At 64.4% G+C, this 22,723-nt stretch carries 22 protein-coding genes; 17 read left to right on the top strand and 5 right to left on the bottom strand.

Translation table 11 applies throughout. The features are described from left to right. Window positions 1-22 precede the first annotated feature (22 nt). The 9 genes from ACVIN2_RS22305 (at window position 23) to ACVIN2_RS22265 (ending at window position 10,173) form a co-directional block, all read left to right on the top strand. Window positions 23-2,053, top strand: coding sequence for an ATP-binding protein (locus ACVIN2_RS22305; protein WP_456769778.1), 2,031 nt, complete (start codon window positions 23-25; stop codon window positions 2,051-2,053). Then, entirely contained in the window at window positions 2,023-3,768 is a 1,746-nt protein-coding gene (locus ACVIN2_RS22300; protein ID WP_456767185.1) for an ATP-binding response regulator, read from the top strand. The genes ACVIN2_RS22305 and ACVIN2_RS22300 overlap by 31 nt, the downstream gene beginning before the upstream one ends. Window positions 3,769-3,778: 10 nt before the next feature. Next, the gene (locus ACVIN2_RS22295; RefSeq protein WP_007597984.1) at window positions 3,779-4,513 is read left to right on the top strand and encodes a response regulator; all 735 of its coding nucleotides are present in this window, start codon (window positions 3,779-3,781) and stop codon (window positions 4,511-4,513) included. A 411-nt stretch (window positions 4,514-4,924) separates the two neighbouring features. After that, window positions 4,925-5,536, top strand: coding sequence for a sigma-70 family RNA polymerase sigma factor (locus ACVIN2_RS22290; RefSeq protein ID WP_018456005.1), 612 nt, complete (start codon window positions 4,925-4,927; stop codon window positions 5,534-5,536). Window positions 5,537-5,870: 334 nt separating this feature from the next. Next, on the top strand, window positions 5,871-6,569 hold the full coding sequence (locus tag ACVIN2_RS22285) for a cytochrome c biogenesis CcdA family protein (protein ID WP_456767184.1): 699 nt from the start codon (window positions 5,871-5,873) through the stop codon (window positions 6,567-6,569). Between the two features lie 31 nt (window positions 6,570-6,600). After that, window positions 6,601-7,164, top strand: coding sequence for a redoxin domain-containing protein (locus ACVIN2_RS22280; RefSeq protein WP_456767183.1), 564 nt, complete (start codon window positions 6,601-6,603; stop codon window positions 7,162-7,164). An 84-nt stretch (window positions 7,165-7,248) separates the two neighbouring features. Continuing rightward, window positions 7,249-8,223 carry a hypothetical protein gene (locus tag ACVIN2_RS22275; RefSeq protein ID WP_456767182.1) on the top strand — a complete coding sequence of 325 codons (975 nt, stop codon included), beginning with the start codon at window positions 7,249-7,251 and terminating at the stop codon, window positions 8,221-8,223. A 264-nt stretch (window positions 8,224-8,487) separates the two neighbouring features. Continuing rightward, a complete protein-coding gene (locus ACVIN2_RS22270) occupies window positions 8,488-9,081 on the top strand; it encodes a L,D-transpeptidase (protein WP_354206045.1) in 594 nt (197 codons plus the stop codon). Window positions 9,082-9,135: 54 nt separating this feature from the next. Then, window positions 9,136-10,173 (top strand): amino acid ABC transporter substrate-binding protein, encoded by a 1,038-nt coding sequence (locus tag ACVIN2_RS22265; protein WP_027514482.1) that lies wholly within the window; start codon window positions 9,136-9,138, stop codon window positions 10,171-10,173. A 222-nt stretch (window positions 10,174-10,395) separates the two neighbouring features. On the opposite strand, the gene ACVIN2_RS22260 is transcribed toward ACVIN2_RS22265, so the two are convergent. Further along, on the bottom strand, window positions 10,396-11,535 hold the full coding sequence (locus tag ACVIN2_RS22260; RefSeq protein WP_456767181.1) for an acyl-CoA dehydrogenase family protein: 1,140 nt from the start codon (window positions 11,533-11,535) through the stop codon (window positions 10,396-10,398). A gap of 142 nt (window positions 11,536-11,677) precedes the next feature. After that, the gene (locus tag ACVIN2_RS22255) at window positions 11,678-12,892 is read right to left on the bottom strand and encodes an acyl-CoA dehydrogenase family protein (protein ID WP_456767180.1); all 1,215 of its coding nucleotides are present in this window, start codon (window positions 12,890-12,892) and stop codon (window positions 11,678-11,680) included. A 137-nt stretch (window positions 12,893-13,029) separates the two neighbouring features. Here ACVIN2_RS22255 and ACVIN2_RS22250 point away from each other — a divergent pair, with 137 nt between their 5' ends. Together ACVIN2_RS22250 and ACVIN2_RS22245 are read left to right on the top strand one after the other, a co-directional pair. After that, a complete protein-coding gene (locus ACVIN2_RS22250) occupies window positions 13,030-13,575 on the top strand; it encodes a carboxymuconolactone decarboxylase family protein (RefSeq protein ID WP_377828516.1) in 546 nt (181 codons plus the stop codon). A gap of 91 nt (window positions 13,576-13,666) precedes the next feature. Then, on the top strand, window positions 13,667-14,161 hold the full coding sequence (locus ACVIN2_RS22245) for a VOC family protein (RefSeq protein ID WP_456767179.1): 495 nt from the start codon (window positions 13,667-13,669) through the stop codon (window positions 14,159-14,161). A gap of 127 nt (window positions 14,162-14,288) precedes the next feature. Here ACVIN2_RS22245 and ACVIN2_RS22240 read toward each other — a convergent pair whose 3' ends face one another. Together ACVIN2_RS22240 and ACVIN2_RS22235 are read right to left on the bottom strand one after the other, a co-directional pair. After that, complete coding sequence (locus tag ACVIN2_RS22240; protein WP_456767178.1) at window positions 14,289-15,527, bottom strand: MFS transporter; 1,239 nt, start codon at window positions 15,525-15,527, stop codon at window positions 14,289-14,291. Between the two features lie 141 nt (window positions 15,528-15,668). Then, window positions 15,669-16,916 (bottom strand): MFS transporter, encoded by a 1,248-nt coding sequence (locus ACVIN2_RS22235; protein ID WP_456767177.1) that lies wholly within the window; start codon window positions 16,914-16,916, stop codon window positions 15,669-15,671. 219 nt (window positions 16,917-17,135) lie between these two features. Between ACVIN2_RS22235 and ACVIN2_RS22230 the strand changes: the two genes are divergently transcribed. After that, window positions 17,136-19,205, top strand: a complete 2,070-nt coding sequence (locus ACVIN2_RS22230; RefSeq protein ID WP_456767176.1) for a prolyl oligopeptidase family serine peptidase — start codon at window positions 17,136-17,138, stop codon at window positions 19,203-19,205. A 171-nt stretch (window positions 19,206-19,376) separates the two neighbouring features. On the opposite strand, the gene ACVIN2_RS22225 is transcribed toward ACVIN2_RS22230, so the two are convergent. Further along, a complete protein-coding gene (locus ACVIN2_RS22225) occupies window positions 19,377-20,051 on the bottom strand; it encodes a DUF938 domain-containing protein (RefSeq protein WP_456767175.1) in 675 nt (224 codons plus the stop codon). A gap of 259 nt (window positions 20,052-20,310) precedes the next feature. Between ACVIN2_RS22225 and soxX the strand changes: the two genes are divergently transcribed. The 5 genes from soxX to ACVIN2_RS22200 are packed head-to-tail and all read left to right on the top strand — an operon-like array spanning window position 20,311 to window position 22,686. Continuing rightward, the gene (gene soxX / locus ACVIN2_RS22220) at window positions 20,311-20,664 is read left to right on the top strand and encodes a sulfur oxidation c-type cytochrome SoxX (RefSeq protein ID WP_456767174.1); all 354 of its coding nucleotides are present in this window, start codon (window positions 20,311-20,313) and stop codon (window positions 20,662-20,664) included. A 38-nt stretch (window positions 20,665-20,702) separates the two neighbouring features. After that, complete coding sequence (gene soxY / locus ACVIN2_RS22215; protein ID WP_456767173.1) at window positions 20,703-21,194, top strand: thiosulfate oxidation carrier protein SoxY; 492 nt, start codon at window positions 20,703-20,705, stop codon at window positions 21,192-21,194. A gap of 15 nt (window positions 21,195-21,209) precedes the next feature. Beyond that, entirely contained in the window at window positions 21,210-21,521 is a 312-nt protein-coding gene (soxZ, locus tag ACVIN2_RS22210) for a thiosulfate oxidation carrier complex protein SoxZ (RefSeq protein WP_456767172.1), read from the top strand. Next, window positions 21,521-22,384 carry a sulfur oxidation c-type cytochrome SoxA gene (gene soxA, locus ACVIN2_RS22205; protein ID WP_456767171.1) on the top strand — a complete coding sequence of 288 codons (864 nt, stop codon included), beginning with the start codon at window positions 21,521-21,523 and terminating at the stop codon, window positions 22,382-22,384. The genes soxZ and soxA overlap by 1 nt, the downstream gene beginning before the upstream one ends. Continuing rightward, window positions 22,381-22,686, top strand: a complete 306-nt coding sequence (locus tag ACVIN2_RS22200) for a hypothetical protein (protein WP_456767170.1) — start codon at window positions 22,381-22,383, stop codon at window positions 22,684-22,686. The genes soxA and ACVIN2_RS22200 overlap by 4 nt, the downstream gene beginning before the upstream one ends. Window positions 22,687-22,723: the final 37 nt, after the last annotated feature.

Here is a 22,723-nt window from a genome sequence, read left to right as displayed (position 1 = left end):
TGCAGACAGGTCGCCCGGCCCGATGGGGCGGCTGCGCGCGCGGCTGGTCGGCGTGCTCCGGGCGGTGCCGATCCGCTGGCGCATCCTGTCGATCGCGGCGCTGAACTCCGCCGTGGTCATCGTGCTGGTCGGGCTGATCTGGAACGGCTCGCAGGTGCTCGGCTCGGCCTGGGACGACGTGCGCCAGGTGCGCGAGTCCGACCGGATCCTGGCGCTGCTCGAAAGCGAGACCGGGCGGCTGCACAATCTGATCCACCGCTACATCAACCAGCCGAGCCCCGATTTGTTCGCCGAGATCCTGCTGCTGCGCGAGGCGGTGCTGGGGACGCTGGCCAATCGCGCCGCCAAGGACCCGATGCTGTCGGGCTCGGTCGAGGAGCTGGAGCGCACCACCGACCGCTTCCTCAACGGCTTCGGCGAGCTGCGCGGCGTGCAGGCCACCATCGCGAAGACCTATGAGGATCAGGTGCAGGGACCGGCCAGGGACATGGCCGGGCTTTACTCCATCATCGAAGGCGCCACCGGCCATCGCGACGCGCTGATCTGGCCGTCGCTGGGCAAGTCGCGCGAGGCCTTCACCGCGATGCTGGTCGCGGCCAATTCCTACTATCTGTCGCTGTCACCGGGTGCGGCCGACGACGCCCGCCGCAACACCGAGACGATCGAGAAGACCATTCCCGTGATGATCGATCTCGCCGACAACGACCTCCAGCGCATGGCGCTGCGACGGCTGGCGGCCCGGACCGCCGCGCTGCGCGAGGGCTTTGCAAAGCTCTCCGAGCAGCTCACGAACCGAACCGAGCTGCTGCGCAACACCATCGACGCCAACCAGGCCGAGGCGATCGGCGCCATCGACGATCTCTCCACCAAGATGCGCCAGCGCGAGCAGAAGGCGCAGGAAACGTTCGACCGCACGCTGGCGGACATTTCCCGTCGCGTTCTCTCCATCGCCGTGATCTTCCTCGGCATCATCCTCACCGCCGGCGTGCTGATCGCGCTGTCGATCCGGCTGCCGCTGCAGCAGATCATGGCAGCGATGCGCGCGATCACGCTCGGCGACCTCGGCCGCGAGGTGCAGGGCACGCGCGCGCGCGACGAAGTCGGCGCCATGGCGCGCGCGGTGGAAGTGTTCCGCGAAAACGCCATCGCGAAGCGCCAGACCGAGGACGAGCTGCGCGCGTCCAAGGAGAAGGCCGAGAGCGCGCTGCTCGAGCTCAACGCCGCGCAGCAGAATCTGATCGATGCCGAGAGGCTCGCAGCTCTCGGCGGCCTCGTCGCCGGCGTCGCGCACGAGGTCAACAATCCGATCGGCATCAGCCTCACCGTTGCGTCGAGCTTTGCCCGGCGCACGGAGATCTTCGAGGCCCAGCTCAAAGGCGACGGCGGCCTGCGCCGCTCGCAGCTGGAAGAATTCGTGCAGTCCTCGCGCGACGCCTCGCAGCAGCTCGTCGCCAATCTCCAGCGCGCCGGCGAACTGATCCAGTCTTTCAAGCAGGTCGCGGTCGACCGCTCCCATGCCGAGCGGCGGCAGTTCTCCCTGAGCGAAGCCACCGACCAGATCATCGCGAGCCTGCGCCCGGTGCTGAAGCGCTCGCCGATCACGCTCAATGTCGACATGCCCGAGGGGCTGCTGCTCGACGGCTATCCCGGCTCATACGGCCAGATCCTGACCAATTTGTTCCTCAATGCAGCCAACCACGCCTTTGCCGACGGCCGCGCCGGCACGATCACGATCTCGGCGCGGCCCCGCGGGGCCGACGACGTCGAGATCATCTTCACCGATGACGGGGCCGGCATGACCTCCGACGTGCAGCGCCAGGCCTTTGACCCATTCTTTACCACCAGGCGCAATGAAGGTGGCACGGGACTCGGCCTCCATATCGTCTATAACCTCGTCACCCAGCAGCTCGGCGGTCGCATGATGCTGGAATCCAAGCTGGGACAAGGCACCACTTTTCGCATTATCATGCCCCGGGTCGCCAAAGGCGGCGGGCAAAGCACAGAGACTGACGGGACTTCTCAATGGCCGAACAGGACGATGTCCTCCACCTGATCGACGACACCGGTACCGCATCGGAGGATGTTGACGCCCGGAAATGGAAGATCGCCGTCATCGACGACGATCCGGCCGTGCATGACGGCACGCGCTTCGCGCTGTCCGACTACAACCTCAACGGCCAGGGCCTGGAGATCCTCTCCGCCCATTCCGCGGCGGAAGGCCGCAAGCTGATGTCCGCGCATAACGACATCGCCGCCGTGCTGCTCGACGTGATCATGGAGACTGATGTCGCCGGCCTCGAGCTGGTCGAGTACATCCGCAACGAGCTCAAGAACGAGACCGTGCGCATCATCCTGCGCACCGGACAGCCCGGCCAGGCGCCCGAGCGGCGCGTGATCGTGCAGTACGACATCAACGACTACAAGGCCAAGACCGAGCTCACCGCCGACAAGCTGTTCACATCGCTGACCGCGGCGCTGCGCTCCTATCAGCAGCTCGAGCGCATGCTGCAGACGAGGCGCGGGCTCGAGATCATCATCGACGCGGCTTCCACGCTGTACGACTTCAAGTCGATGCAGCGGCTCGCCGAGGGCGTGCTGACCCAGCTCGCCTCGCTGCTCAACGTCGATTGCGCCGGCATATTGGTCCTGCGCGACAATGGCGGCATCGACCCCGAGCTCTCGGTGCTCGCCGGCAGCGGCTGCTACAGCCGGTTCATCGGCACGACCTCGTCGAAGGCGCTCGACCCCGATCTGCGCGCGATGGTGGAAGCCGCTTTCCAGGGCCGCAAGAACGAATTCGCCGACCACCGTAGCGTGATCTATTTGCGCACCGGAAGCGGGCGCGAGGTCGTGGTGCTGCTGCAGGCCGAGCGCGAGCTGTCCGAGACCGACCGCTCGCTGGTCGAGATCTTCTCCAGCCGGCTCTCGATCGCCTTCGACAACGTCATCCTCTACCAGCAGCTCCAGGCCGCCAACACCCAGCTGGAAGACCGCGTCGCCCAGCGCACCCGCGCGCTGATGCAGGCCAACCGCCGGCTCTCGGCGCAATGGCTGCGGCTGCAGCGTGCCAACGGCTTCAAGAACGAGATCCTCGGCACCGTCGCCCACGATCTGAAGAATCCGCTCGGCGTCATCCTCGGCCGCACCGAGATGCTGAAGGAGCTGATCTCGACCGGCGCGTCGTCAAGTGGCGTGGTCGCCCAGGTCGATCACATCCGCGATGCGACCAAGCGCCTGACCTCGATGGTCGACCATCTGATCTCGGACGCGATGGCCGATGCCTTCGACATCACCATCCGCCGCGAGCCGGTCGACGTCGCGGCCCTGGTCAAGGAAGTCGCCGAGGCCAACCAGCCGCTCGCCGTCAACAAGCAGCAGGCAATCAGCGTCACCGCGCCCGTCAACATCGTCACCATGTGCGACACCGACCGCATCCGCGAGGCGATCGACAACCTCATCAGCAACGCCATCAAATACTCGCCGATCGGCGGCAAGATCGGCGTCATCGTCAGCCATGAGGGCGGCGACACCATCGTCCGCGTCAGCGACGAGGGCGCCGGCCTGTCGCCGGAGGATCTCGGCCGCTTGTTCGGCCGGTTCCAGCGGCTGTCGGCAAAACCGACCGCCGGCGAGAGCTCGACCGGGCTTGGGTTGTCCATCGTCAAGCGTATTATCGATATGCACGGCGGCGAGGTGACCGCCGAGAGCGAGGGCCCCGGCAAGGGCTCGACCTTCACCATCACCCTCCCCGCGACCGAAATACCGTGATCTCAGGACCATGACCCAAAGCCAGCACATCATGATCGTCGACGACGAGGCCCCGGCCCGGGAGATGGTCGGCGATTACCTCAAGATGCACGGCTTCACCGTGACGCTGTGCGACGGCGGCAAGTCGTTGCGCACGGCGATCGACGGCAGCATGCCCGACCTCGTCGTGCTCGACCTCAACATGCCGGAGGAAGACGGGCTCTCGATCATCCGCGACCTCAAGAGCCGCATCAACGTGCCGGTGATCATGCTGACGGCGACGGCGAGCCCGATCGACCGCGTCGTCGGCCTCGAGCTCGGCGCCGACGATTACGTGGCCAAGCCGTGCGAGCTGCGTGAGCTGATGGCGCGCATCCGCTCGGTGCTGCGCCGGAGCGCGCCGGCGAAAGCCGTGGCGGAAACGGCGGCTGCGAAGTCGGACAAGGAGCAATTGGTACGGTTCGGGACGAAGTGGCTCGATCTCGAAGCGCAGGCCTTGCGCGACGACGAGGGCAACGAGCACCCGCTGACCGCATCCGAGTTCGGGCTCTTGAAGGTGTTCGCGGCCAATCCAAAGCGCGTGCTGTCGCGCGAGCGCCTGCTGGAATTGGCCAATGCGCGCGACGCCGAAGCCTTCGACCGCGCCGTCGACCTGCGCATCATGCGCATCCGCCGCAAGATCGAGCCCGATCCGGCCAAACCCGCCGTGATCCGCACCATCCGCGGCGGCGGCTATCTGTTCTCGCCGGCGGGCGAGAAGGCGTAGATCACCCATCGTCGTCCTGGCGAAAGCCAGGACCCATTACCCCAGGCAGAAGTTGTGGCGCGAGCTGGCAACCACGCGTCTCCGCAAAACGTCTCCCTGGGGTAATGGGTCCTGGATCGGCGCTCGCTTTGCTCGCTTGTCCAGGACGACACGGGGAGTGCGAACGCGAAGGCCCGAAATACGTTCCCGGCGCCTCCGCTCGTCGCCTAATCCCCACCCCCGTATTTTCCGTACATTGAAATTGCACGCTTTTTTGCCCCGAATGTTTCATCGCGGCTAATCCGACGAAACAATTTGATGGCGCACGAAACCATTTTCCCCTTTTCGTGCAGACGTCCCGAAACGTTGGCTCATTAACACTTTGGTCGAAGGAAACGCCGCTCGGTTGCGGCGCTACGGGGAGCCAAGTCAATGCCGAACGTCATCGCCATCAACGCCCAAGCCAGCCAGAGCATCATTGCCGCTCAGGCGACCTCGGACGACATGCTTCTCGAAAGCATTGCCGACGGCAACCGGACGTCCATGCACATCCTTTATTGCCGGCACAATGTGCGCGTCTACCGCTTCATCCTGCGGATCGTGCGCGACGCCACCACGGCGGAAGACCTCGTCAGCCAGGTGTTTCTGGACGTCTGGCGGACCGCCGGCCAATTCCAGGGCCGCTCGCAGGTTTCGACCTGGCTGCTCTCGATCGCCCGCTTCAAGGCGCTGACCGCGATGCGCCAGCGCCGCTTCGAGGACATCGACCAGGAAGACGTGCGTCAGATCGCCGACGGTTGCGACACGCCGGAGACGTCGCTCGACCGCAGCGACACCAGCGCCATCCTGCGCGCCTGCGTTCAGAAGCTGTCACCCGCGCATCGGGAAATCATCACCCTCGTCTACTACCATGAGAAGTCGGTGGAGGAGGTCGGGCAGATCATCGGCATCCCGCAGAGCACTGTGAAGACCCGGATGTTCTACGCCCGCAAGCAACTCGCCGAATTGCTTAAGGGCTGCGGCGTCGAGCGCTTCGCCGCCTGAAGTTCAGATATTTCAATGGGGTAGGACATTGTTTTGGCCCTGCCCCGGACACGGAAGTGTTACCGCCGACGAAACAATTGAAACAAAGCACAACATCAGGCGGAAAAACTTCCCTCCTATAAAGCTCACATACGGTTTCGTTAAACCTCCCAAGACCTCCAACGACCCGGACGGGATGCCCCCCTCCGGGTCGTTTTGTGTTTGGGGGTGGTTCAGGTGCCGGCCTTATGGTTCGAGACGCCCGCTGCGGCCACCCGTCACGAAGGCGTGACACGGCGTAACGACAACCTCTCTCCCCCCGAACAGCCCTCGTGACCCTCTTCACGAGTGCCCGATGCTCGAACTTCTCTTCGCTCTCCTCGCCGGAATCCTCACCATCGCCGCGCCGTGCACGCTGCCGATGCTGCCGATCCTGCTTGGCGCCTCGATCGGGCGCGCGGGACACTTACGCCCGGCGATGATCGCGCTCGGCTTCGTCATGTCTTTCTCCGCGACCGCGCTGTTGCTCGGCGCCATCACGCGACTGCTCGATTTCGATCCGAATGTGCTGCGCGAGGTGGCATCGATCCTGCTGCTCGGGTTCGGCCTGTTGATGCTGTGGCCGGCGCCGTTCGAATGGCTGTCGATCCGGCTCAACGGCTGGCTCGATCTCGGCAACTCCGGCGCCACGCAGCGCGAGGGCGCGCTCGGCGGGCTCGTGCTCGGCACCACGCTTGGCCTGGTCTGGACGCCCTGCGCCGGCCCGGTGCTCGGCTCGATCCTGACGCTGGTCGCGACGACGAAGAATTTTGGCTGGGCCGGCACGCTGCTGATCGCCTACGCGATCGGCGCGGCGATCCCGATGCTGGCGATCGCCTATGGCGGGCAGGCCGCGACCACGCGGGTGCGCAGTCTCGCGCGCATCTCGCCACGGCTGCAGCAGGGCTTTGGCGTTGTCGTGATCGGCTTCGCCGTCGCCGCCTATTTCCAATACGACACGCTGATCGTGGCGTGGCTCACCGGCTTCTATCCCACCGGCCAGATCGGCCTGTGATCATCGCGCATCTCAACCGGAGGACTCGTCCATGACTTTCAAACTGCTCGCCGTCTCCGCCGCACTGGTCGGCATCGCCGTGACAGGCGCCGTCATCCCCGGCATCTGCGACGAGGCTGCGCGCGCCGTCCCTATCGTCACCGCTGCTGCAAGCCAGCAGACCGCGCCCGACTTCACCGGCATCAACAACTGGTTCAACTCGAAGCCGCTCAGCCTCGCCGACCTCCGCGGCAAGGTCGTGCTGGTCGACTTCTGGACTTATGGCTGTGTCAACTGCGTCAACACGCTGCCGCACGTCACCGAGCTCTATGCCAAGTACAAGGACCGGGGTCTCGTCGTGGTCGGCGTGCACACGCCGGAATTCCCGTTCGAGCGCTCGGCCTCCAATGTGCAGGCGGCGCTGAAGCGGCACGGCATCACCTATCCGGTGGCGCAGGACAATGATTCCAGGACCTGGAACGCCTACAGCAACCAGTACTGGCCGGCGCAGTACATTATCGACCAGAACGGCAAGATCGTGTTCCAGCACGCGGGCGAGGGCCGCTATGATGAGATCGACCGCACCGTGGCAAAGCTGTTGAACGCCAATAGCTAACACCCGGCGCGGGTCGCGCCGTTGTTGCTTGACTCCACGGACCCGTCCGTGGAGTTTCGCGGGCCACGTAATCAGCCGCCCGCGATGGACGACGCCACCAGCAGCACTGACATTCGCCTTCGTGAAGGCGCCTCGATCGCGCAGCGGCTGGTCATGTCCGGCTTTGCGGCCGCCGTTGCGCTGTGCTTCACGCCGGGCCTGTTCACCCATGACATCCTGGAGGTGACCATCTCCGTGGTCGCGCTGCTGGTGGGAGCAGCGTTCGTCGGCATCATCATGCTGGCGCCGGCGGTGGTGTGGATCATCACGCCGGACGAGATCTTGATCGGGGAGCAGCGTCCGTTCGGAAAACTTCGGACGCGGATCGTTGCCAAAGATGACATCAGGGGATTGCAGGTTCCCGGCAGCAAGAGGGCGAAAGCGCGCTTCCAGCTGGCCTTCACGTTGGCCTCCGGTGAGCGCCTGACATCGCCGCCGATCGCCGATGTCACCCACGTGCACGACACGGTGGCGCGGATCGCCGCGCAATTCGACGTTCCCGACGTCGAGTCTCCGGTCAATCCGCTCGATGCCAGCAATCCCGAGATGCGTCTCGGCGACCCCCTCGAGCCGTTTTCCACGAGGGACATCAGGATCGTCGCACTGATCGTCGTCGCATTGTGCGCCGTTCCCTACGCCTACAGGCTGTGGCGTGGCCTGTCGCCCGGGCCGATCGACATCATGCTGCTGCCGGTCGGCGCGATCGCCGCTTTCGGCGTTTCCCGTTATGCCAACCTTGTGACCGGCGCTTTCTGGATCATCCGGCAAGGCGATATCCGCGTCGAACGCCTGTGGGGCGACGGCACGTTGCGCGCCGACCACATCGAAGGGCGCGACGTGAAGACGATCACGGTCGAGCGCCGCGGCCGCTCCGAGGACGAGCACTGCATCGTCGTGATCCGGTTGCAGTCCGGGCAACGGTTTCGCAGTCCTCGCATTGGCTCTCGGCCTGAAGCCCGGGCCGTAGGCGCCGAAATCGTCCGGCGGCTCGGGATCGCGCCGGAGAACAACCAGATCTAGCTGGCATCTCGTGCGAATTGGCGAAGTTTGATCTCGCCGCTAGTTCGGTCCGCCCCTCTCCCGCAAGCGGGAGAGGGAGCACATCGCGCCCGGCTCACTGCTTTTCGCGCCATCCCCTGTTTGTGGCATTGCGCGCGGTCCGTCAAAAAACCAAAGCATTCTCGTGACATACCAGCCGGGCGCGCCATCAACTTGCCATGAAGCTGCCGCTGGGTTCAGATGGTTCCGAACGATATTCGCTGTGGTAGTGGGGGAGAGCTTGAAATGACGGATTTTCGTCGCCTGACCGGGATATTTGTGGCTGCGATCGGCCTGATCCTGTCCGCGCCCCATGCCTACGCCCAGCAGCCCGACCGCGGCGACGAGCCGGGCCTGGTCGCCGACGATGCTTTCGAGCTCGATCCGGAATGGCAGAAGCAGGTCGTCTACTTCCGCACCACCGAAGCGCCCGGCACGCTCATCATCTCGACGGCCGAACGGCACCTCTATCTGGTGCAGCCCGGCGGTCGTGCGATCCGCTACGGCATCGGCGTCGGCCGCGATGGTTTTCAGTGGCAGGGGCTGGTGAACATCACCAACAAGAAGGAATGGCCGGACTGGACGCCGCCGCCGGAGATGATCCAGCGCCAGCCCTATCTGCCGCGCTTCATGGCCGGCGGCCCCGGTAATCCGCTCGGCGCCCGCGCGATGTATCTCGGCACCACGGTCTACCGCATCCACGGCACCAACCGGCCCGACACGATCGGCACCAAGGTCTCCTCCGGCTGCTTCCGGCTCGTCAACCGCGACGTCGCCGATCTCTACGATCGCGTCCCTGTCGGCACCAAGGTTGTCATCCGGCAGAAGCCCGAGCTCTGATCTCCTCGCCCTGGCGAATATTCCTTTTCCCGATTATTTCGAGAGAGCAACATGATGCGCACTTTTCGTGGCGGCCTGCTGATCGGGCTCGCAGTCGCCGTGCTGGTCGCTGTTCTGGCCATCATCTATGAATTCTACGACACCCGCACGCTGAAGCGCACCGTGCGCCGCGGCGAAGTGCTGTGCGGCGTCAACAAGGGCCTGCCGGGCTTCTCGATCCCCGACGACAAGGGCAACTGGACCGGCTTCGACGTCGATTTCTGCCGTGCGGTGGCCTCCGCGATCTTCAACGACCCGAGCAAGGCGAAATTCGTCGCGCTCGATGCCAGCGAGCGCTTCAAGGAATTGCAGAGCCGGAAAGTGGACATCCTCTCGCGCAACTCGACCTGGAGCATGGCGCGCGAGCTCGACTACGATCTCTATTTCCCCGCGGTCGCCTATTACGACGGTGCAGGCTTCATGCTGCCGCGCGCGCGCAACAAGGAAACCGCGCTGGATCTGACCGGCAGCAAGGTTTGCGTCCAGACCGGGACCACCACGGCGCTCAACGTCGCGGATTACTTCCGTGCCAACAACATGAAGTATGAAGAGGTGAAGTTCGACAAGCTGGACGACGTCGTGAAAGCCTACGACACCGGCAAATGCGACACGCTCTCCGCCGACGTCTCCCAGCTCTACGCGCTGCGGATCAACCTGTCGAAGCCCGGCGACCACATGATCCTTCCGGACATGATCTCCAAGGAGCCGCTCGCGCCCGTCGTGCGCCAGCGCGACGACGACTGGATGATGATCGTGAAGTGGACGCTGTACGCGATGATCAACGCCGAGGAGCTCGGCGTCTCCTCGGAGAACATCGACGAAGCCCTGAAGTCGAAGAAGCCGGAAGTGATGCGGCTGGTCGGTACCGAGGGCAATTACGGCGAGCAGCTCGGCCTCACCAAGGATTGGGTGGTCCGCATCATCCGCCACGTCGGCAATTACGGCGAGATGTACGAGCGCAACATCGGCGAGAAGTCGAAGCTGAAGATCCCGCGCGGCATGAACCAGCTGTGGAATGCGGGCGGCGTGCAGTACGCACCGCCGGTGAGATAAGGAGCGGTCTAGCCGCCGTCATTGCGAGCGTAGCGAAGCAATCCAGAATCTTTCCGCGATGACAGGCTGGATTGCTTCGTCGCAAGTGCTCCTCGCAATGACGGGACGAGAGCTTTCATCCTCGCGAGGACCGTAGCCCGGATGGAGCGCAGCGCAATCCGGGGCGATCTCGCCGCGTGGACAGAACCCGGATTTCGCTGCGCTCCATCCGGGCTACGAGCCTCAATACCCCCGCGCCCTGGCCAGCTGCTCGGTGTGGTAATTGGCGTCGCCGAACAATTCCTCGCACACGCGCGCGCGCTTCATGAAGAAGCCGATGTCGAACTGGTCGGTCATGCCCATGCCGCCATGCATTTGCACGCCTTCCTGCACCGCGCGGGTGGCGGTGGTGCCGGCGCGGGCTTTTGCCACTGCGACGCTTGATGCGGCCTTGGCGACATCCGTATCCAGCGCTTGCAGCGCCTTCATCACGGCGGCGCGGGTGATCTCGATGTCGACATAGAGCTCGGCGGCGCGGTGCTGCAGCGCCTGGAATTCGCCGATCAGCTTGCCGAACTGCTTGCGGCTCTTCAGGTACTCGACGGTGCGGTTGAACACTTCTTCGCTCAGGCCGACCATTTCGGAGGCCACCGCGCCGCGCCCGATATCGAGCACGCCGTCGAGCAAGCCGGCGCCCTGGTCGACTTCGCCGAGCACGCTGTCGGCATCGACTTCGACATTGGCAAGCTCGATCCGCGCCGCATTGTGCGCGTCGACCATGATGGTGCGCTCGATCGCAACGCCCTTGGCCTTCGGGTTGACCAGGAACAGCGTCAGCCCCTCGCGCTCACCGGCCGAGCCGGCGGTGCGTGCCGCGACAATGAGAAGATCGGCGACGTGACCGTCGACCACCAGCGCCTTGGCGCCGGAGAGCCTGAAGCCGTTGCCGGCGCGTACGGCCTGAAGGTTGGTCTGAAGCGGGCGATGTTTTGCGCCCTCGTCGATCGCGAGCGTCGCGAGCAGGGAGCCGTTGGAAATCTTCGGCAGATACTCCGACTTCTGCGCGGCATTGCCGCCACGGTTCAGCGCCGAGGCCGCGACCACGCTGGTGGCGAGGAAGGGCGACGGCATCAGCGTGCGGCCGATCTCCTCCATCACCACGCCGGCCTCGACATAGCCGAGGCCGCTGCCGCCGAACTCTTCCGGCACCAGCAAGCCGGCAAAGCCCATCTCGGCGAAGGAATGCCAAAACTCCTTGGAAAAGCCGGTGGGGTCTTTGCTGTCGCGCAGATGCCGCAAATGCGACACCGGCGCCTTGTCGCTGATCAACCCGCGCGCGCTGTCGCGGAGCATCGATTGTTCTTCGGTGAGGACGAGGGCCATGTGCGTGTTTCCGATTCTATATTTTCTTGTCATTCCGGGATGCGCCGTGAGGCGCAGGCCCGGAATCCATTGTGCGGCAGCGCTGGTCGAGGAATAGATTCCGGGCTCGCGACTTCGTCGCGCCCCGGAATGACGGAAAGGCTCACGCCCCCGGCAAATCCAAAATGCGCTTGGCGACGATGCCAAGCATGACCTCGGTCGTGCCGCCCTCGATCGAGTTGGCCTTGGTGCGCAGCCAGGCGCGCGGACGCGCTCCTTGCTTCGAACGTTCGCTCTCCCATTCCAGTGCATCGACGCCGCCGGCCGACATCAGGATCTCGTAACGGCGCTTGTTGAGCTCGGTGCCGTAATATTTCATCGCCGACGAGAACGCCGGATGCGCCTGCCCCGCCTTGGCGAGATCGACCGCGCGCTCGGCGCAAGCTGCAAGGGCGGCTTCATCGACGTCGAAGCTGGCGATCCGGCCGCGCAGCATGGAATCGTCGAGCCGTCCCAGCGCATCGGTGCCGACGGAATCGGCCGCGATCTGGCCGAGCGGACGGCCGACGCCGCGCTCGCCCATGCCTGATATCATCGCGCGTTCGTGCTGGAGCAGATATTTTGCGACGTCCCAGCCGCGGTTGACTATGCCGACCACGTGCGATTTCGGCACGCGGACATTGTCGAAGAAGGTCTCGCAGAACGGCGAGTAGCCGGAGATCAGCAGGATTGGCTTGGTCGTCACGCCCTTCGAGGCCATGTCGAACAGGATGAAGCTGATGCCATCATGCTTCTTCGCGGCGGGATCGGTGCGGACGAGGCAGAAGATCCAGTCGGCGTAGTTGGCATAGGAGGTCCAGATCTTCGACCCCGTAATGACGAAATCATCGCCGCCGCTTTCAGCGCGGGTCTGCAGCGAGGCGAGATCGGAGCCGGCGTTCGGCTCGGAATAGCCCTGGCACCAGCGGATCAGGCCCGCCGCGATCTTCGGCAGATGCTCTTTCTTCTGGGCGTCGTTGCCGTATTTCAGCAGCGCCGGCCCGAGCATCCAGATGCCGAAGCTCGACAGCGGCGGACGCGCGCCCATCCTGGCCATTTCCGCGCGCAGCACCTTGTGCTCGGCAGCGCTGAGGCCACCGCCGCCGTACTCCTTCGGCCAATCAGGTACGGTCCAGCCCTTGTCGCGCATGCGCTCGAACCAGATGCGCTGCGGCTCCGACGAAAATTTTGCGTTACGTCCGCCCCAGAACACGTCGGCGTCGGACGTCGCTGGCTTGCGCATCTCCGGCGGGCAGTTGGCTTCCAACCAGGCGCGCGTTTCGCTGCGGAAGGTTTCGAGATCGGCGGTCTCAGTCTCGCTGGCCCTGGAGTCAGTCATTGGTCGTTTCCATCAATCTAAATCGGCTTGTTGGCCGCGACTCTGGGCCAAGCTCCCGCGGAATTCAACCACTTCCGTGTCACGCATCCGCTATAGTCGCCGCGACGGCGAAGCTTGAAAACAAAGAGGAAACAACAATGCGCCTGAAACTTCTTTCGCCTGGCGAAATGAACGAGAGCCAGCGGCAGACCTATGACGAGTCGATTGCCGGCAAGCGCGGCAAGCCGCCGGCGCCGATGATGGCCTGGCTCAACAGCCCCGACATGGCCCGTCACGCCACGCGGCTCGGCGAGGTCCTGCGCTACGACACGATATTTCCCGCAAAGCTCTCGGAGATCGCGATCCTGGTGACGGCGCGGCACTGGACCGCGCATTACGAATGGTATGCGCACAAGCGCCTCGCGCTTGCGGGCGGCATGGATCCTGACATCATCGACGCCATCCGCGACCGCCGCACGCCCGTCTTCGACGATCCCAGGGCTAAGATGATCTACGACGTCGCGAAATCGCTGCATGAGGGCCACGGCGTCGAGAAGGGCCTCTATGACGAAGCGGTGAAGCTGCTCGGCGAGCGCGGCGTGGTCGAGGTGATTGGTCTCTGCGGCTATTACACGCTGGTGTCGATGACGCTGAACACGTTTGAGTTCGAGCTGCCGGAGGGCGAGGTGCGGGAGTTGTCGTAAGTTGCCTATCCGGAAACGCTGGGTTTCGGGATCGGCCGGTAGCACTGTCCCGGGCCCGGGCTTATTTGGAGTTCATCAACGGAGCAGCCGCATGTCGCAGAACCAAGCAGTCGCCGCCGGCACCAGGATCGGCCACGTTCACCTCAAGGTCGCCGATCTCGATCGCGCGCTGGGCTTCTATTGCGGCGTGCTCGGTTTCGAGCTGATGCAGCGCATGGGCTCCGGCGCGGCCTTCATCTCGGCCGGCGGCTATCACCACCACATCGGGCTCAACACCTGGGAGAGCAAGGGCGGCTCGCCGCCACCGCCAGGCACGACGGGCCTCTATCACACCGCGATCCTCTATCCGACGCGGCCCGCGCTGGCGGATGCGCTGCACCGCGTGCTCTCGGCCGGCATTGCGCTCGACGGCGCCAGCGACCATGGCGTGTCCGAAGCGCTCTATTTGCGCGATCCGGACCAGAACGGCGTAGAGCTGTATTGGGACAAGCCGCGGGAGCAATGGCCGTTCGGGCCGGACGGCAAGCTTTCGATGTTCACGAAGCGGCTGGATGTGGAAGCCCTGCTGAAGCAGCGCGAGGGTTAAACTCAACCCTCTCCTCGTCATTGCGAGGAGCGAAGCGACGAAGCAATCCAGAATCTTTCCGCAGTAGCAGTCTGGATTGCTTCGCTGCGCTCGCAATGACGGAGGATGTTGAAGCGACGCCGCGCCTCTACGCAGTCGTCGCGTGCGGCTTCCCCCGCACCATGATCAACGCCGCCGCCGCCACTTCCAGCGCAATGCACAGATAGAACGGCAGCTCATAGCCACCGGAGAAATCGCGCAGAAAACCGACCACGCCAGGGCCGAACGCATAGGTCACCTGGTTGATCGCGGTGTTGAGGCTGATCAGCACGCCGAACGAGGCGGAATCGAATTCCTGCTGCACGATCAGCGACGGCAGCGTGATGAGATTGCCGACCGAGAAGCCGAACAATGCGCAGGCCGCGATCAGCACGTAATCATTGTGCAAATTGATGACCACGAGAAGCGCCACGGCCTGGCTCAGGAACGACAGCGCCGAGGCGAGCCGCTGGTTGAGGCGGTCGATCACCAGCGAGAACAGCACCCGGCCGATCACCGCCATCGCGGTCAGCACCGCAACCGCGACGGCCGCGCGCTCGCGCCCGATCACGGGATCGAGGAACGAGATCAGGTGGACGATGAAGCCGACCTGCGCGAACAACACCAAAGCAAAGGCAATGGTCACGGTGAGGAAGCCGACGTCGCGCAACGCCTGACTGCGAATTTGCGCCGACGATTGCGGCTTCGTTTTCGTCGCGGCGCGCCGGCCATGGAGATCGGGCGGGCGGCCGACGACAACCAGGATCACCGGCACGAGCAGCGCCAGCATGGCGCCGGCGACGATAAACATCGCGCTGGCGAAGCCGACATGGCCGATCAGGGTCACCAGCAGCGGCACACCGACAATGCCGCCGAAGCTTGCGCCGTTCAGCGCGAGGCTGATCGCCATGCCGCGCTTGTGGTCGAACCACAGGCTGATCGTGTTGGTGATCATGGCGAGGCTGGTGCCGGCCCAGCCGAAGGCGAGCACGGCGTTGGCGAGATAAAGCTGCCACGGCTCGCGCACCGCGCCGATCGCGACCGCGGCAGCCGACATCGCCAGCGTACCCGCGATCAGGCCAAGGCGCGGGCCGTATTTGTTGACGGCCTCGCCGACGAAGACGACGAGCAGCGCGCCGAACAGATAGAAGAACGTCGTGCCGGACGAGATCAGCGAGGCCGACCAGCCGTGCGCGCGCTGGAGCTCGGCGACATAGACGCTCTGGCCGTAGAAGCCGAGCCCCCAGCCGAAGGTCGCGAGCAGGAAGCAGACCGCAACGATGCGCCAGCCTTCGTAGCGGAGAGAGGATTCGTCGATGGATCCATCGTGTCGGGGGTTGTCGAGCATTTGCGCTTGTCCTTCGTTTCCCCCGCGAGCGCCGTGCTTCACGCTCGCCTGTTCATGACGAGCATCATGTAACAACCCAAGCCGCGGAAATCACTTCGACCTGGATCGAACTATCAACGCTGCTGACAGCCTCCCGCCATCTCAGATCGCATCCGGGAACTCGCCCATGGCCGCGTCCAGCCGCGCCTTGCGGCGGCGGGCGAAGGAGGCCAGCGAGAGCACGGCGAGCCCGAGCAGCACCGGCGGGAACACGACCATGTTCACCGCGGACCAGCCGTAACTGGCGAGCAATTGGCCGGATGAGAACGAGCCGATCGCCATCATGCCGAACACCAGAAAATCGTTGAAGGCCTGCACCTTGTTGCGCTCCTGCGGCCGATGCGTCTCCAGCACCAGCGCGGAGGCGCCGATGAAGGAGAAATTCCACCCCACACCGAGCACGATCAGCGTGGCCCAGAAATGCATCGCGGTGATGCCTGATAGCCCGATGCCGGCCGCGCCGGCCTCCAGCAGCAGGCCGGCGGCAACGACCTTGCGCGCGCCGAAGCGGGCGATCAGCGCGCCCGTGAAGAAGCTCGGCCCGTACATGGCGACGATGTGCCATTGAATGCCGAAATTGGAATCGGAAACGCTCAAGCCGCACAGCTTCATGGCGAGCGGCGCCGAGGTCATCACCAGATTCATCATGGGGTAGGAGATGACGCCGCACAGCGCCGCCGCCACGAAGCGCGGCTGGGTTACGATCTCGAGCAGCGGCCGCCCGCCGTGGAGATCGGCCGGTGCCGGCTTCGGCATGTCGACACCTGCGACGATGCCCATCGCGATGAGCGCGACGGCAGCCTGGACCAGGAAGCTGAAGGCGAACAGATAGGGCTGCCAGACATCCATGGTCCATTGCACGAGCTGCGGACCGAGCACGCCGGCGAACACCCCGCCCGCCATCACCCAGGACACCGCCTTGGGCCGATACGCAGCACTGGCGCCGTCGGCGGCAGCGAAGCGATAGGACTGCGCCACCGCGCCGTAGAGGCCGCCGAGAAAAGTCGCCAGACAGAACAATGGAAACGAAGCGTGCAGGATCGCGAACGAGCCGAGCAGACCGGTCAACGCGCCCAGACCTGTGCCGACGATGAAAGCCATTCGGCGGCCGAAGCGGCGTGAGATCGCGCCGGTCGGCAGCGTGCCGGCGGCGAGGCCGAGCACATACATCGAGATCGGCACGGTCGCGAACGAGACGTCGGGCGCGAGCGTCGCGCCGACGATCGCGCCGGTGGCGAAGATCACCGCCGAGTTGGCGCCGGTCAGCGCCTGCGCGGCGGCAAGGCGCACCACATTGGCGCGCACGCGGGCGTCGGCGGCGATCTCATTGGCTGCAGTCACATCCAGCATCGGCATTTCCGCCCCAACGGGCTTTCGAGGGGCTTTCAAAGGCTTTCAAGGAGCTCGCTTGATTCCCGGCACTATGGCGGGGCGCGGGAGGGCGGGCAACCGGCGCAAACGGGCGCAGGCCATGTCTCTGACGCAATCGGGCCGATGATAATGGGCCGCGCACTTGACGGCTTGCGCTCGATCAAATCCTATCCGCCGCAATCTTCCGGAGTTTCGTTCATGTCCGTCGACGACAGGCCTACGCTCAGCGCTCCCGACGACGATCCCTGGCTCTGGCTGGAGGAGATCGAAGGCAAGCAGGCGCTCGATTTCGTCACGCGGCAGAACAGCCTGACGCTCGACGCGTTCGGCGGAGCGGCCTTCGCGCGCGACCGCGACCTTCTCGCGGCGATCTACGATCGTCCGGACAACATTCCCTATGTCAGCCGGCGCGGCGACGAACTGCACAACCTCTGGAAGGACGCCACCAACCCGCGTGGCCTGTGGCGGAAGACTTCGCTGGCCGAGTTTCGCAAACCGCATCCCACGTGGGAGATCATGCTGGATGTCGACCAGCTCGCCGCGCGCGAAGGCGAGGACTGGCTGCTGAGCGGCATCACCACACAGAAGGGAAGCTCGCGCGCCATTCTGGGCCTGTCGCGCGGTGGCAGCGACGCCGTCACCTTGCGGGAATTCGACCTCGACACCAAGAGTTTCGTTGCCGACGGGTTTGCGCTGTCGGAAGCCAAGGGCGGCGCCGATTGGCTCGATGCCGACACGCTGCTGCTGTCGAGTGCCCATGGTGAAGGCATGGCGACTGCTTCCGGATATTCGCGGACGGTTCGCCTGTGGCGACGGGGCAAGCCTGTCGATCAGGCGCAAATAATCATCGAGACCACGGCGGATCATATGGCGATCTCCGGCATCGTCGACGACACCGCTGCGGCCCCGCGCAGCTGGATCGTCGACCAGATCGACTTCTTCAATTATGCGCTCTGGCTGCGCGATGCAGACGGCACGACGACGAAGCTCGATCTGCCGACCGGCATCTGGTTGCAGGCGCATGGCGACTGGTTCGCGATGAAGCTGCGCGAAGCCTGGTCCATCAAGGGCAGAACCTATGCCGCCGACACCGTGCTCGGCATATCGCTCCCGGCCTTCCTCGCCGGCAGCCGCGAGTTCGCGATGCTGTTCGAGCCGGAGCCTCGCCGCGCCCTGCAGGGTCTGTTCTGGGCCGGCGGCAGACTGGTGCTGTCGATCCTCGACGAGCTCCAGCCGCAGTTCGAGATCTGCACGCCGTCTGGCACAAGCTGGAGCCGCGAGTCACTCGGCGGTCTGCCGCAGATCGGCGTCGTCGACATCTGGCCGCTGGATCGCCATCCTTCCGAGAGCAATGGCGACTTGCTTGCCAATGTGCAGGATCCGCTCACGCCGCCGTCGCTGCTGCTGATGGAGCGCGGCGTCGCGAGCCCGACCGTGCTGAAGCAGGCGCCGAAAACATTCAATGCCGATGGCCTCGTGGTGACCCAGCACGAGGCGATCTCGATCGACGGCGAGCGCATTCCCTATGTGCAGACCGGCCCCAGCGGCGAGACCGGCGATGCTCCGGTCTATATGAGCGCTTACGGCGGCTTCGCCCATTCGGTGAAGCCGTATTACAACGCATCGCTCGGCAAGCTGTGGCTGGAGCGCGGCGGCACGACGGTGCAGGCGAATTTGCGCGGCGGCGGCGAGTTCGGCACGCGCTGGCACGATGCCGGCCGGCTCGCCGGCAAGAAACTGTCGCATGACGATTTCGCAGCCGTTGCCGCCGATCTCGTCCGCCGCGGCGTGACGACAGCAAAGCGCATCGCCGCGCAGGGTGGATCGAACGGCGGCATCCTCATCACCAACATGCTGGTGCGCTACCCCGAACGCTTCGGCGCGCTGTTCTGCACCATCCCGCTGATCGACATGCGCCGCTACACGAAGCTGCTCGCCGGCGCGAGCTGGATCGCGGAGTATGGCGATCCCGACAAGCCGGAGGAGTGGGACTGGCTGAAGACCTACTCCGCCTATCACAACGTCAAAGCTGGCCAGCTCTATCCGCCGATCCTGATCGCCACCACGCGGCGCGACGACCGTGTCCATCCCGGGCATGCGCGCAAGATGGCCGCAAAGCTCCAGGCCATGGGCTACGAGGCCTGGTTCTACGAGCCTGAAGCGGGCGGCCACGGCTACGGCAAGGACAACAAGGAACGCGCCGGGTTCGAGGTGATCGGTTTTCGGTTTTTGAAGGACAAGATCAGGTGGAAGGACGGCGAGAGTTGACCGGCTGGTGTTCTGAGATGCAGGAGCTTCGCAGCCATCCTTCGAGACGCCGCTGCGCGGCTCCTCAGGATGAGGACGCGTTTCGCGGCAAATCTTAGATCCTCATGGTGAGGAGCGCCGCCTTACGGCGCGTCTCGAACCATAGAGGCCGAGCGGCTTCGCAGCAACGCCTCAACCCCGCCCAAACACCAGCGTCAGATTGTTCGCCGGCATGTCGATGGTATCGACGAGGCGAAGACCTGCGCCGCGGGCGAGCGCCTCGACATCGGCGATGTCACGCACGCCCCAGTCGGGATTGCCTTCACGCAAAGAGGTGTCGAACACGGCGTTGCTGAGCGCGATGTGCTTGCCGCCGCGCTTGAACGGGCCGTAGAGGAACAGCTTGCCGTCCGCCCGCAAATAGCGGCCGGCGCCGGCGAACAGGCCCTCGGCGACGCTCCATGGCGCGATGTGGATGACATTGGCGCAGAACAATGCGGCAAGACTCGACGGCGCCTGCCCGCTCTTAATCTCCGGGCACCAGTCGGGATCGGTGAGATCGATCCGCAGCGGCGAGCGGATGTTTTTCAGGCCTGAATGAACGCGCCAGGCCTCGATGCTCTTGAGGTGGCGCTGGTTGAGATCGCTGGGCCACCAGATCAGGCCGGGCGTGTGACGGGCGAAGTAGACCACGTGCTGGCCGGTTCCGCTGCCGAGCTCGACCACGTTGCCGGTGCAGCCGGCGAGATGCTTTTCCAGTGCCGCCCAGAGCGGCTCGTGATTGCGATGAAATGCCGGTGCGTCGAGCCGCCCGTCGGACTCGACCCGACCGCCATCCCTGCCGAATTCGACGACATATTCAGCCAAGTGAGGTCCCCTTGAAAAAACGAGAACGCGATGAAAACAGGTTGAGCGCCCAAACGCTCAGGAAACAGCCGGCCCGCGCCACAGCCCTAAACTCTCGGGCCAAATCGGCTGAACAAATAATCTCATTAGTTGCAATGGGGAAGATATTAACTTCATTTTGTCGCGTGCATAGTCTTGATTGTCAGGCGGTGCCCTTTGTGCTTTGGAACGCTTCTATTTCGCGATCGACACCATCGATATAACGCCTCGGAATGACGCCTTGACCGCCTTTTCCCGGACGCCCGTTCTGTTCATCTTGCTGGCCATTGCCGCCGGCCTCGCCAGCCCGGCGTGGGCGCAGTCCGCTGTGGCCGACGGGCAGAAGCTCGCTTTCGACCGCGGCAAGGGCAATTGCCTGACCTGCCATGTCATCCGGGGTGGCGACCTGCCGGGAACGATCGGGCCGGAACTGAAGGACCTCAAGGCCAAGTACCCCGATCGCAACGAGCTCACCGCAATCATCTTCGACGAGACCAAGCGTAATCCGCAGACCATGATGCCGCCGTTCGGCCGGAACCGGATTTTGACCGAGCAGGAGATCAGCGCGATCGTTGATTTCCTGCAGACCCTGTGACTTCAGGCACGCCACGAGATTTGGTTGGGAGACCCGAGATGACCACACTCACCGGCCCTACCGCGACGCGGCGCCTGATCCTTCAGGGCGCAGCCTCGGTCGCGCTGCTCGGCCTCGGCAATCTGCCGTTCGGCGCCGCTCCCGCGCGCGCCGCGGCCAACGACAAATATCCGGAAGAGGCGTTCAAGCAGAAGAGTGAGGCGGACGCCATCAAGGCGCTCTACGGCAAAGCCGCCGAGGCGTCCGACAAGGTCAAGCTGGACGCCCCCGAGATCGCCGAGAACGGCGGCGTGGTGCCGATCTCGGTGACGACGACGCTCGACAAGGTCACCTCGATCTCGTTCTTCGTGGCCGAGAATCCCAGCGCGTTGGCCGCGAGCTACAGGATTCCCGAAGGCACGATCCCTGCTGTCGCCAACCGGCTGAAGATGGCCAAAACCACCAACGTCGTTGCGATCGTGGAGGCCGACGGCAAGCTCTACAGCGCGACCAAAGAGGTCAAGGTCACCGTCGGCGGCTGCGGCGGCTAAGCGAGGAAGATCGAGATGGCATCCAGCATTCGCGTCCGCGCCACCGCCAACGGCGACATCACCGAAGTGCAGGCGCTGATCCAGCACCCCATGGATACCGGCTTCGTCAAGGACGCCAAAGGCGAGCTGATCCCGGCGCATTACATCCAGCAGCTGAAATTCGAATGTAACGGCAAGGACGTCTTCGTTGCCGATTGGGGCACCGCGGTCTCGAAGGACCCCTACGTCAAGTTCAGCTTCAAGGGGGCCAAGAAGGGCGACGATCTCAAGGTCTCCTGGACCGATAACAAGGGTGCGTCGGACGCGATCACCGCGAAGATCTCGTGATGAAGGCCCGCACCTCTATCCTGCTTGGTTCGTTGAGCGCCGCGCTCGTCGCGTTCGCCCTCACCTCTCCGCGCGTGGTGGCTGCCGACAAGGTCGATCCCGTTGCAGATGCGAAAGCGTTCCAGAACTTCTTCTTCCAGAAGTTCCCGACAGTGAAGCACGAGGACTTCGTCAACGGTCCTTATTCCATGAACGAGGACATGAAGCGGCAGTGGCAGGAGAAGGAGGAATTCCCGCCTTACGAGTTCGCGCTCGACGCCGGCAAGGAGATGTTCGCCACCCCGTTCAAGAACGGCAAGACCTATGCCGACTGTTTCCCGAACGGCGGCATCGGCATCCGCCAGAACTATCCTTATTTCGACGAGAAGGAAGGCAAGGTCGTCACGCTGGAGCTGGCGCTCAACCGCTGCCGCGAGGCCAATGGGGAGGCGCCCTATTCCTACGTCAAGGACGAGATGGCCTCGCTCACGGCGTACATGGCCTTCACCTCGCGCGGCAAGCCGATGGACATCAAGATTCCCGACGATCCGCGCGCGCTCGAAGCCTTCGAGAACGGCAAGCGCTATTTCTACACCCGCCGCGGCCAATTGAATTTCTCCTGCGCGAGCTGCCATGTGCAGAGCCCGGGCGAGCGCATCCGCGCCGAGATCCTGGCGCCAGCACTCGGCATTCTGAACGCGATGCCGATCTACCGCTCCGAATGGAGCGGCATGGGCACGACCAGCCGCCGCTTCGTCACCTGCAACAGCCAGACCCGTGCGGTTCCGCTGGAGCCGCAGGCGGATGAATATCGCGACGTCGAATATTTCCTGTCCTACGTCGCCAACGGCCTGCCGATATCGGGACCGGGAGCGCGGCCATGAAGCGGTCACTTGTCCCCGCCATGCTGCTCGCCTTGGGCCTCGCGCCGGCGGCGCACGCGGCAAACGAGGCAGACTACAAGACGGCCTATTCCGCAGCCGAAGCTGCCGCGAAGGAGGCCGCCAGCTTGCGCCACCAATGGACCGTGACCGTCTCGACGATGGCCGCCGCAAAGAAGGCGGCCGATGGCGGCGATTTCGACCGCGCCGTGGCCGCAGCCAGGGAGGCCGAGGCGCTGGCGAAGGCCTCGATCTTCCAGGCGATTTCCGAAAAAGAAGCCTGGAAGGCGATGGAAATCCGCTAGACTGTTCGCTCCTGCAACAGCCTTGCGACCATAAGAG

The organism is Bradyrhizobium sp. USDA 3650 (assembly GCF_054057395.1).
Note: the sequence above shows the minus strand (reverse complement) of the source record. Positions and strands in the feature narration are given on the sequence as shown.

Excerpts from the sequence above, each read along its gene's own strand:
- ACVIN2_RS22235 (WP_456767177.1), bottom strand. The coding sequence starts at position 16,916 with ATGCTGGATGTGACTGCAGCCAATGAGATCGCCGCCGACGCCCGCGTG.
- soxZ (WP_456767172.1), top strand. The coding sequence starts at position 21,210 with ATGGCATCCAGCATTCGCGTCCGCGCCACCGCCAACGGCGACATCACC.
- ACVIN2_RS22300 (WP_456767185.1), top strand. The coding sequence starts at position 2,023 with ATGGCCGAACAGGACGATGTCCTCCACCTGATCGACGACACCGGTACC.
- ACVIN2_RS22270 (WP_354206045.1), top strand. The coding sequence starts at position 8,488 with ATGACGGATTTTCGTCGCCTGACCGGGATATTTGTGGCTGCGATCGGC.
- ACVIN2_RS22200 (WP_456767170.1), top strand. The coding sequence starts at position 22,381 with ATGAAGCGGTCACTTGTCCCCGCCATGCTGCTCGCCTTGGGCCTCGCG.
- ACVIN2_RS22245 (WP_456767179.1), top strand. The coding sequence starts at position 13,667 with ATGTCGCAGAACCAAGCAGTCGCCGCCGGCACCAGGATCGGCCACGTT.
- ACVIN2_RS22240 (WP_456767178.1), bottom strand. The coding sequence starts at position 15,527 with ATGCTCGACAACCCCCGACACGATGGATCCATCGACGAATCCTCTCTC.
- ACVIN2_RS22280 (WP_456767183.1), top strand. The coding sequence starts at position 6,601 with ATGACTTTCAAACTGCTCGCCGTCTCCGCCGCACTGGTCGGCATCGCC.
- ACVIN2_RS22290 (WP_018456005.1), top strand. The coding sequence starts at position 4,925 with ATGCCGAACGTCATCGCCATCAACGCCCAAGCCAGCCAGAGCATCATT.
- soxY (WP_456767173.1), top strand. The coding sequence starts at position 20,703 with ATGACCACACTCACCGGCCCTACCGCGACGCGGCGCCTGATCCTTCAG.
- ACVIN2_RS22285 (WP_456767184.1), top strand. The coding sequence starts at position 5,871 with ATGCTCGAACTTCTCTTCGCTCTCCTCGCCGGAATCCTCACCATCGCC.
- ACVIN2_RS22275 (WP_456767182.1), top strand. The coding sequence starts at position 7,249 with ATGGACGACGCCACCAGCAGCACTGACATTCGCCTTCGTGAAGGCGCC.
- ACVIN2_RS22265 (WP_027514482.1), top strand. The coding sequence starts at position 9,136 with ATGCGCACTTTTCGTGGCGGCCTGCTGATCGGGCTCGCAGTCGCCGTG.
- ACVIN2_RS22305 (WP_456769778.1), top strand. The coding sequence starts at position 23 with ATGGGGCGGCTGCGCGCGCGGCTGGTCGGCGTGCTCCGGGCGGTGCCG.
- ACVIN2_RS22230 (WP_456767176.1), top strand. The coding sequence starts at position 17,136 with ATGTCCGTCGACGACAGGCCTACGCTCAGCGCTCCCGACGACGATCCC.
- ACVIN2_RS22250 (WP_377828516.1), top strand. The coding sequence starts at position 13,030 with ATGCGCCTGAAACTTCTTTCGCCTGGCGAAATGAACGAGAGCCAGCGG.
- ACVIN2_RS22260 (WP_456767181.1), bottom strand. The coding sequence starts at position 11,535 with ATGGCCCTCGTCCTCACCGAAGAACAATCGATGCTCCGCGACAGCGCG.
- ACVIN2_RS22295 (WP_007597984.1), top strand. The coding sequence starts at position 3,779 with ATGACCCAAAGCCAGCACATCATGATCGTCGACGACGAGGCCCCGGCC.
- soxA (WP_456767171.1), top strand. The coding sequence starts at position 21,521 with ATGAAGGCCCGCACCTCTATCCTGCTTGGTTCGTTGAGCGCCGCGCTC.
- ACVIN2_RS22255 (WP_456767180.1), bottom strand. The coding sequence starts at position 12,892 with ATGACTGACTCCAGGGCCAGCGAGACTGAGACCGCCGATCTCGAAACC.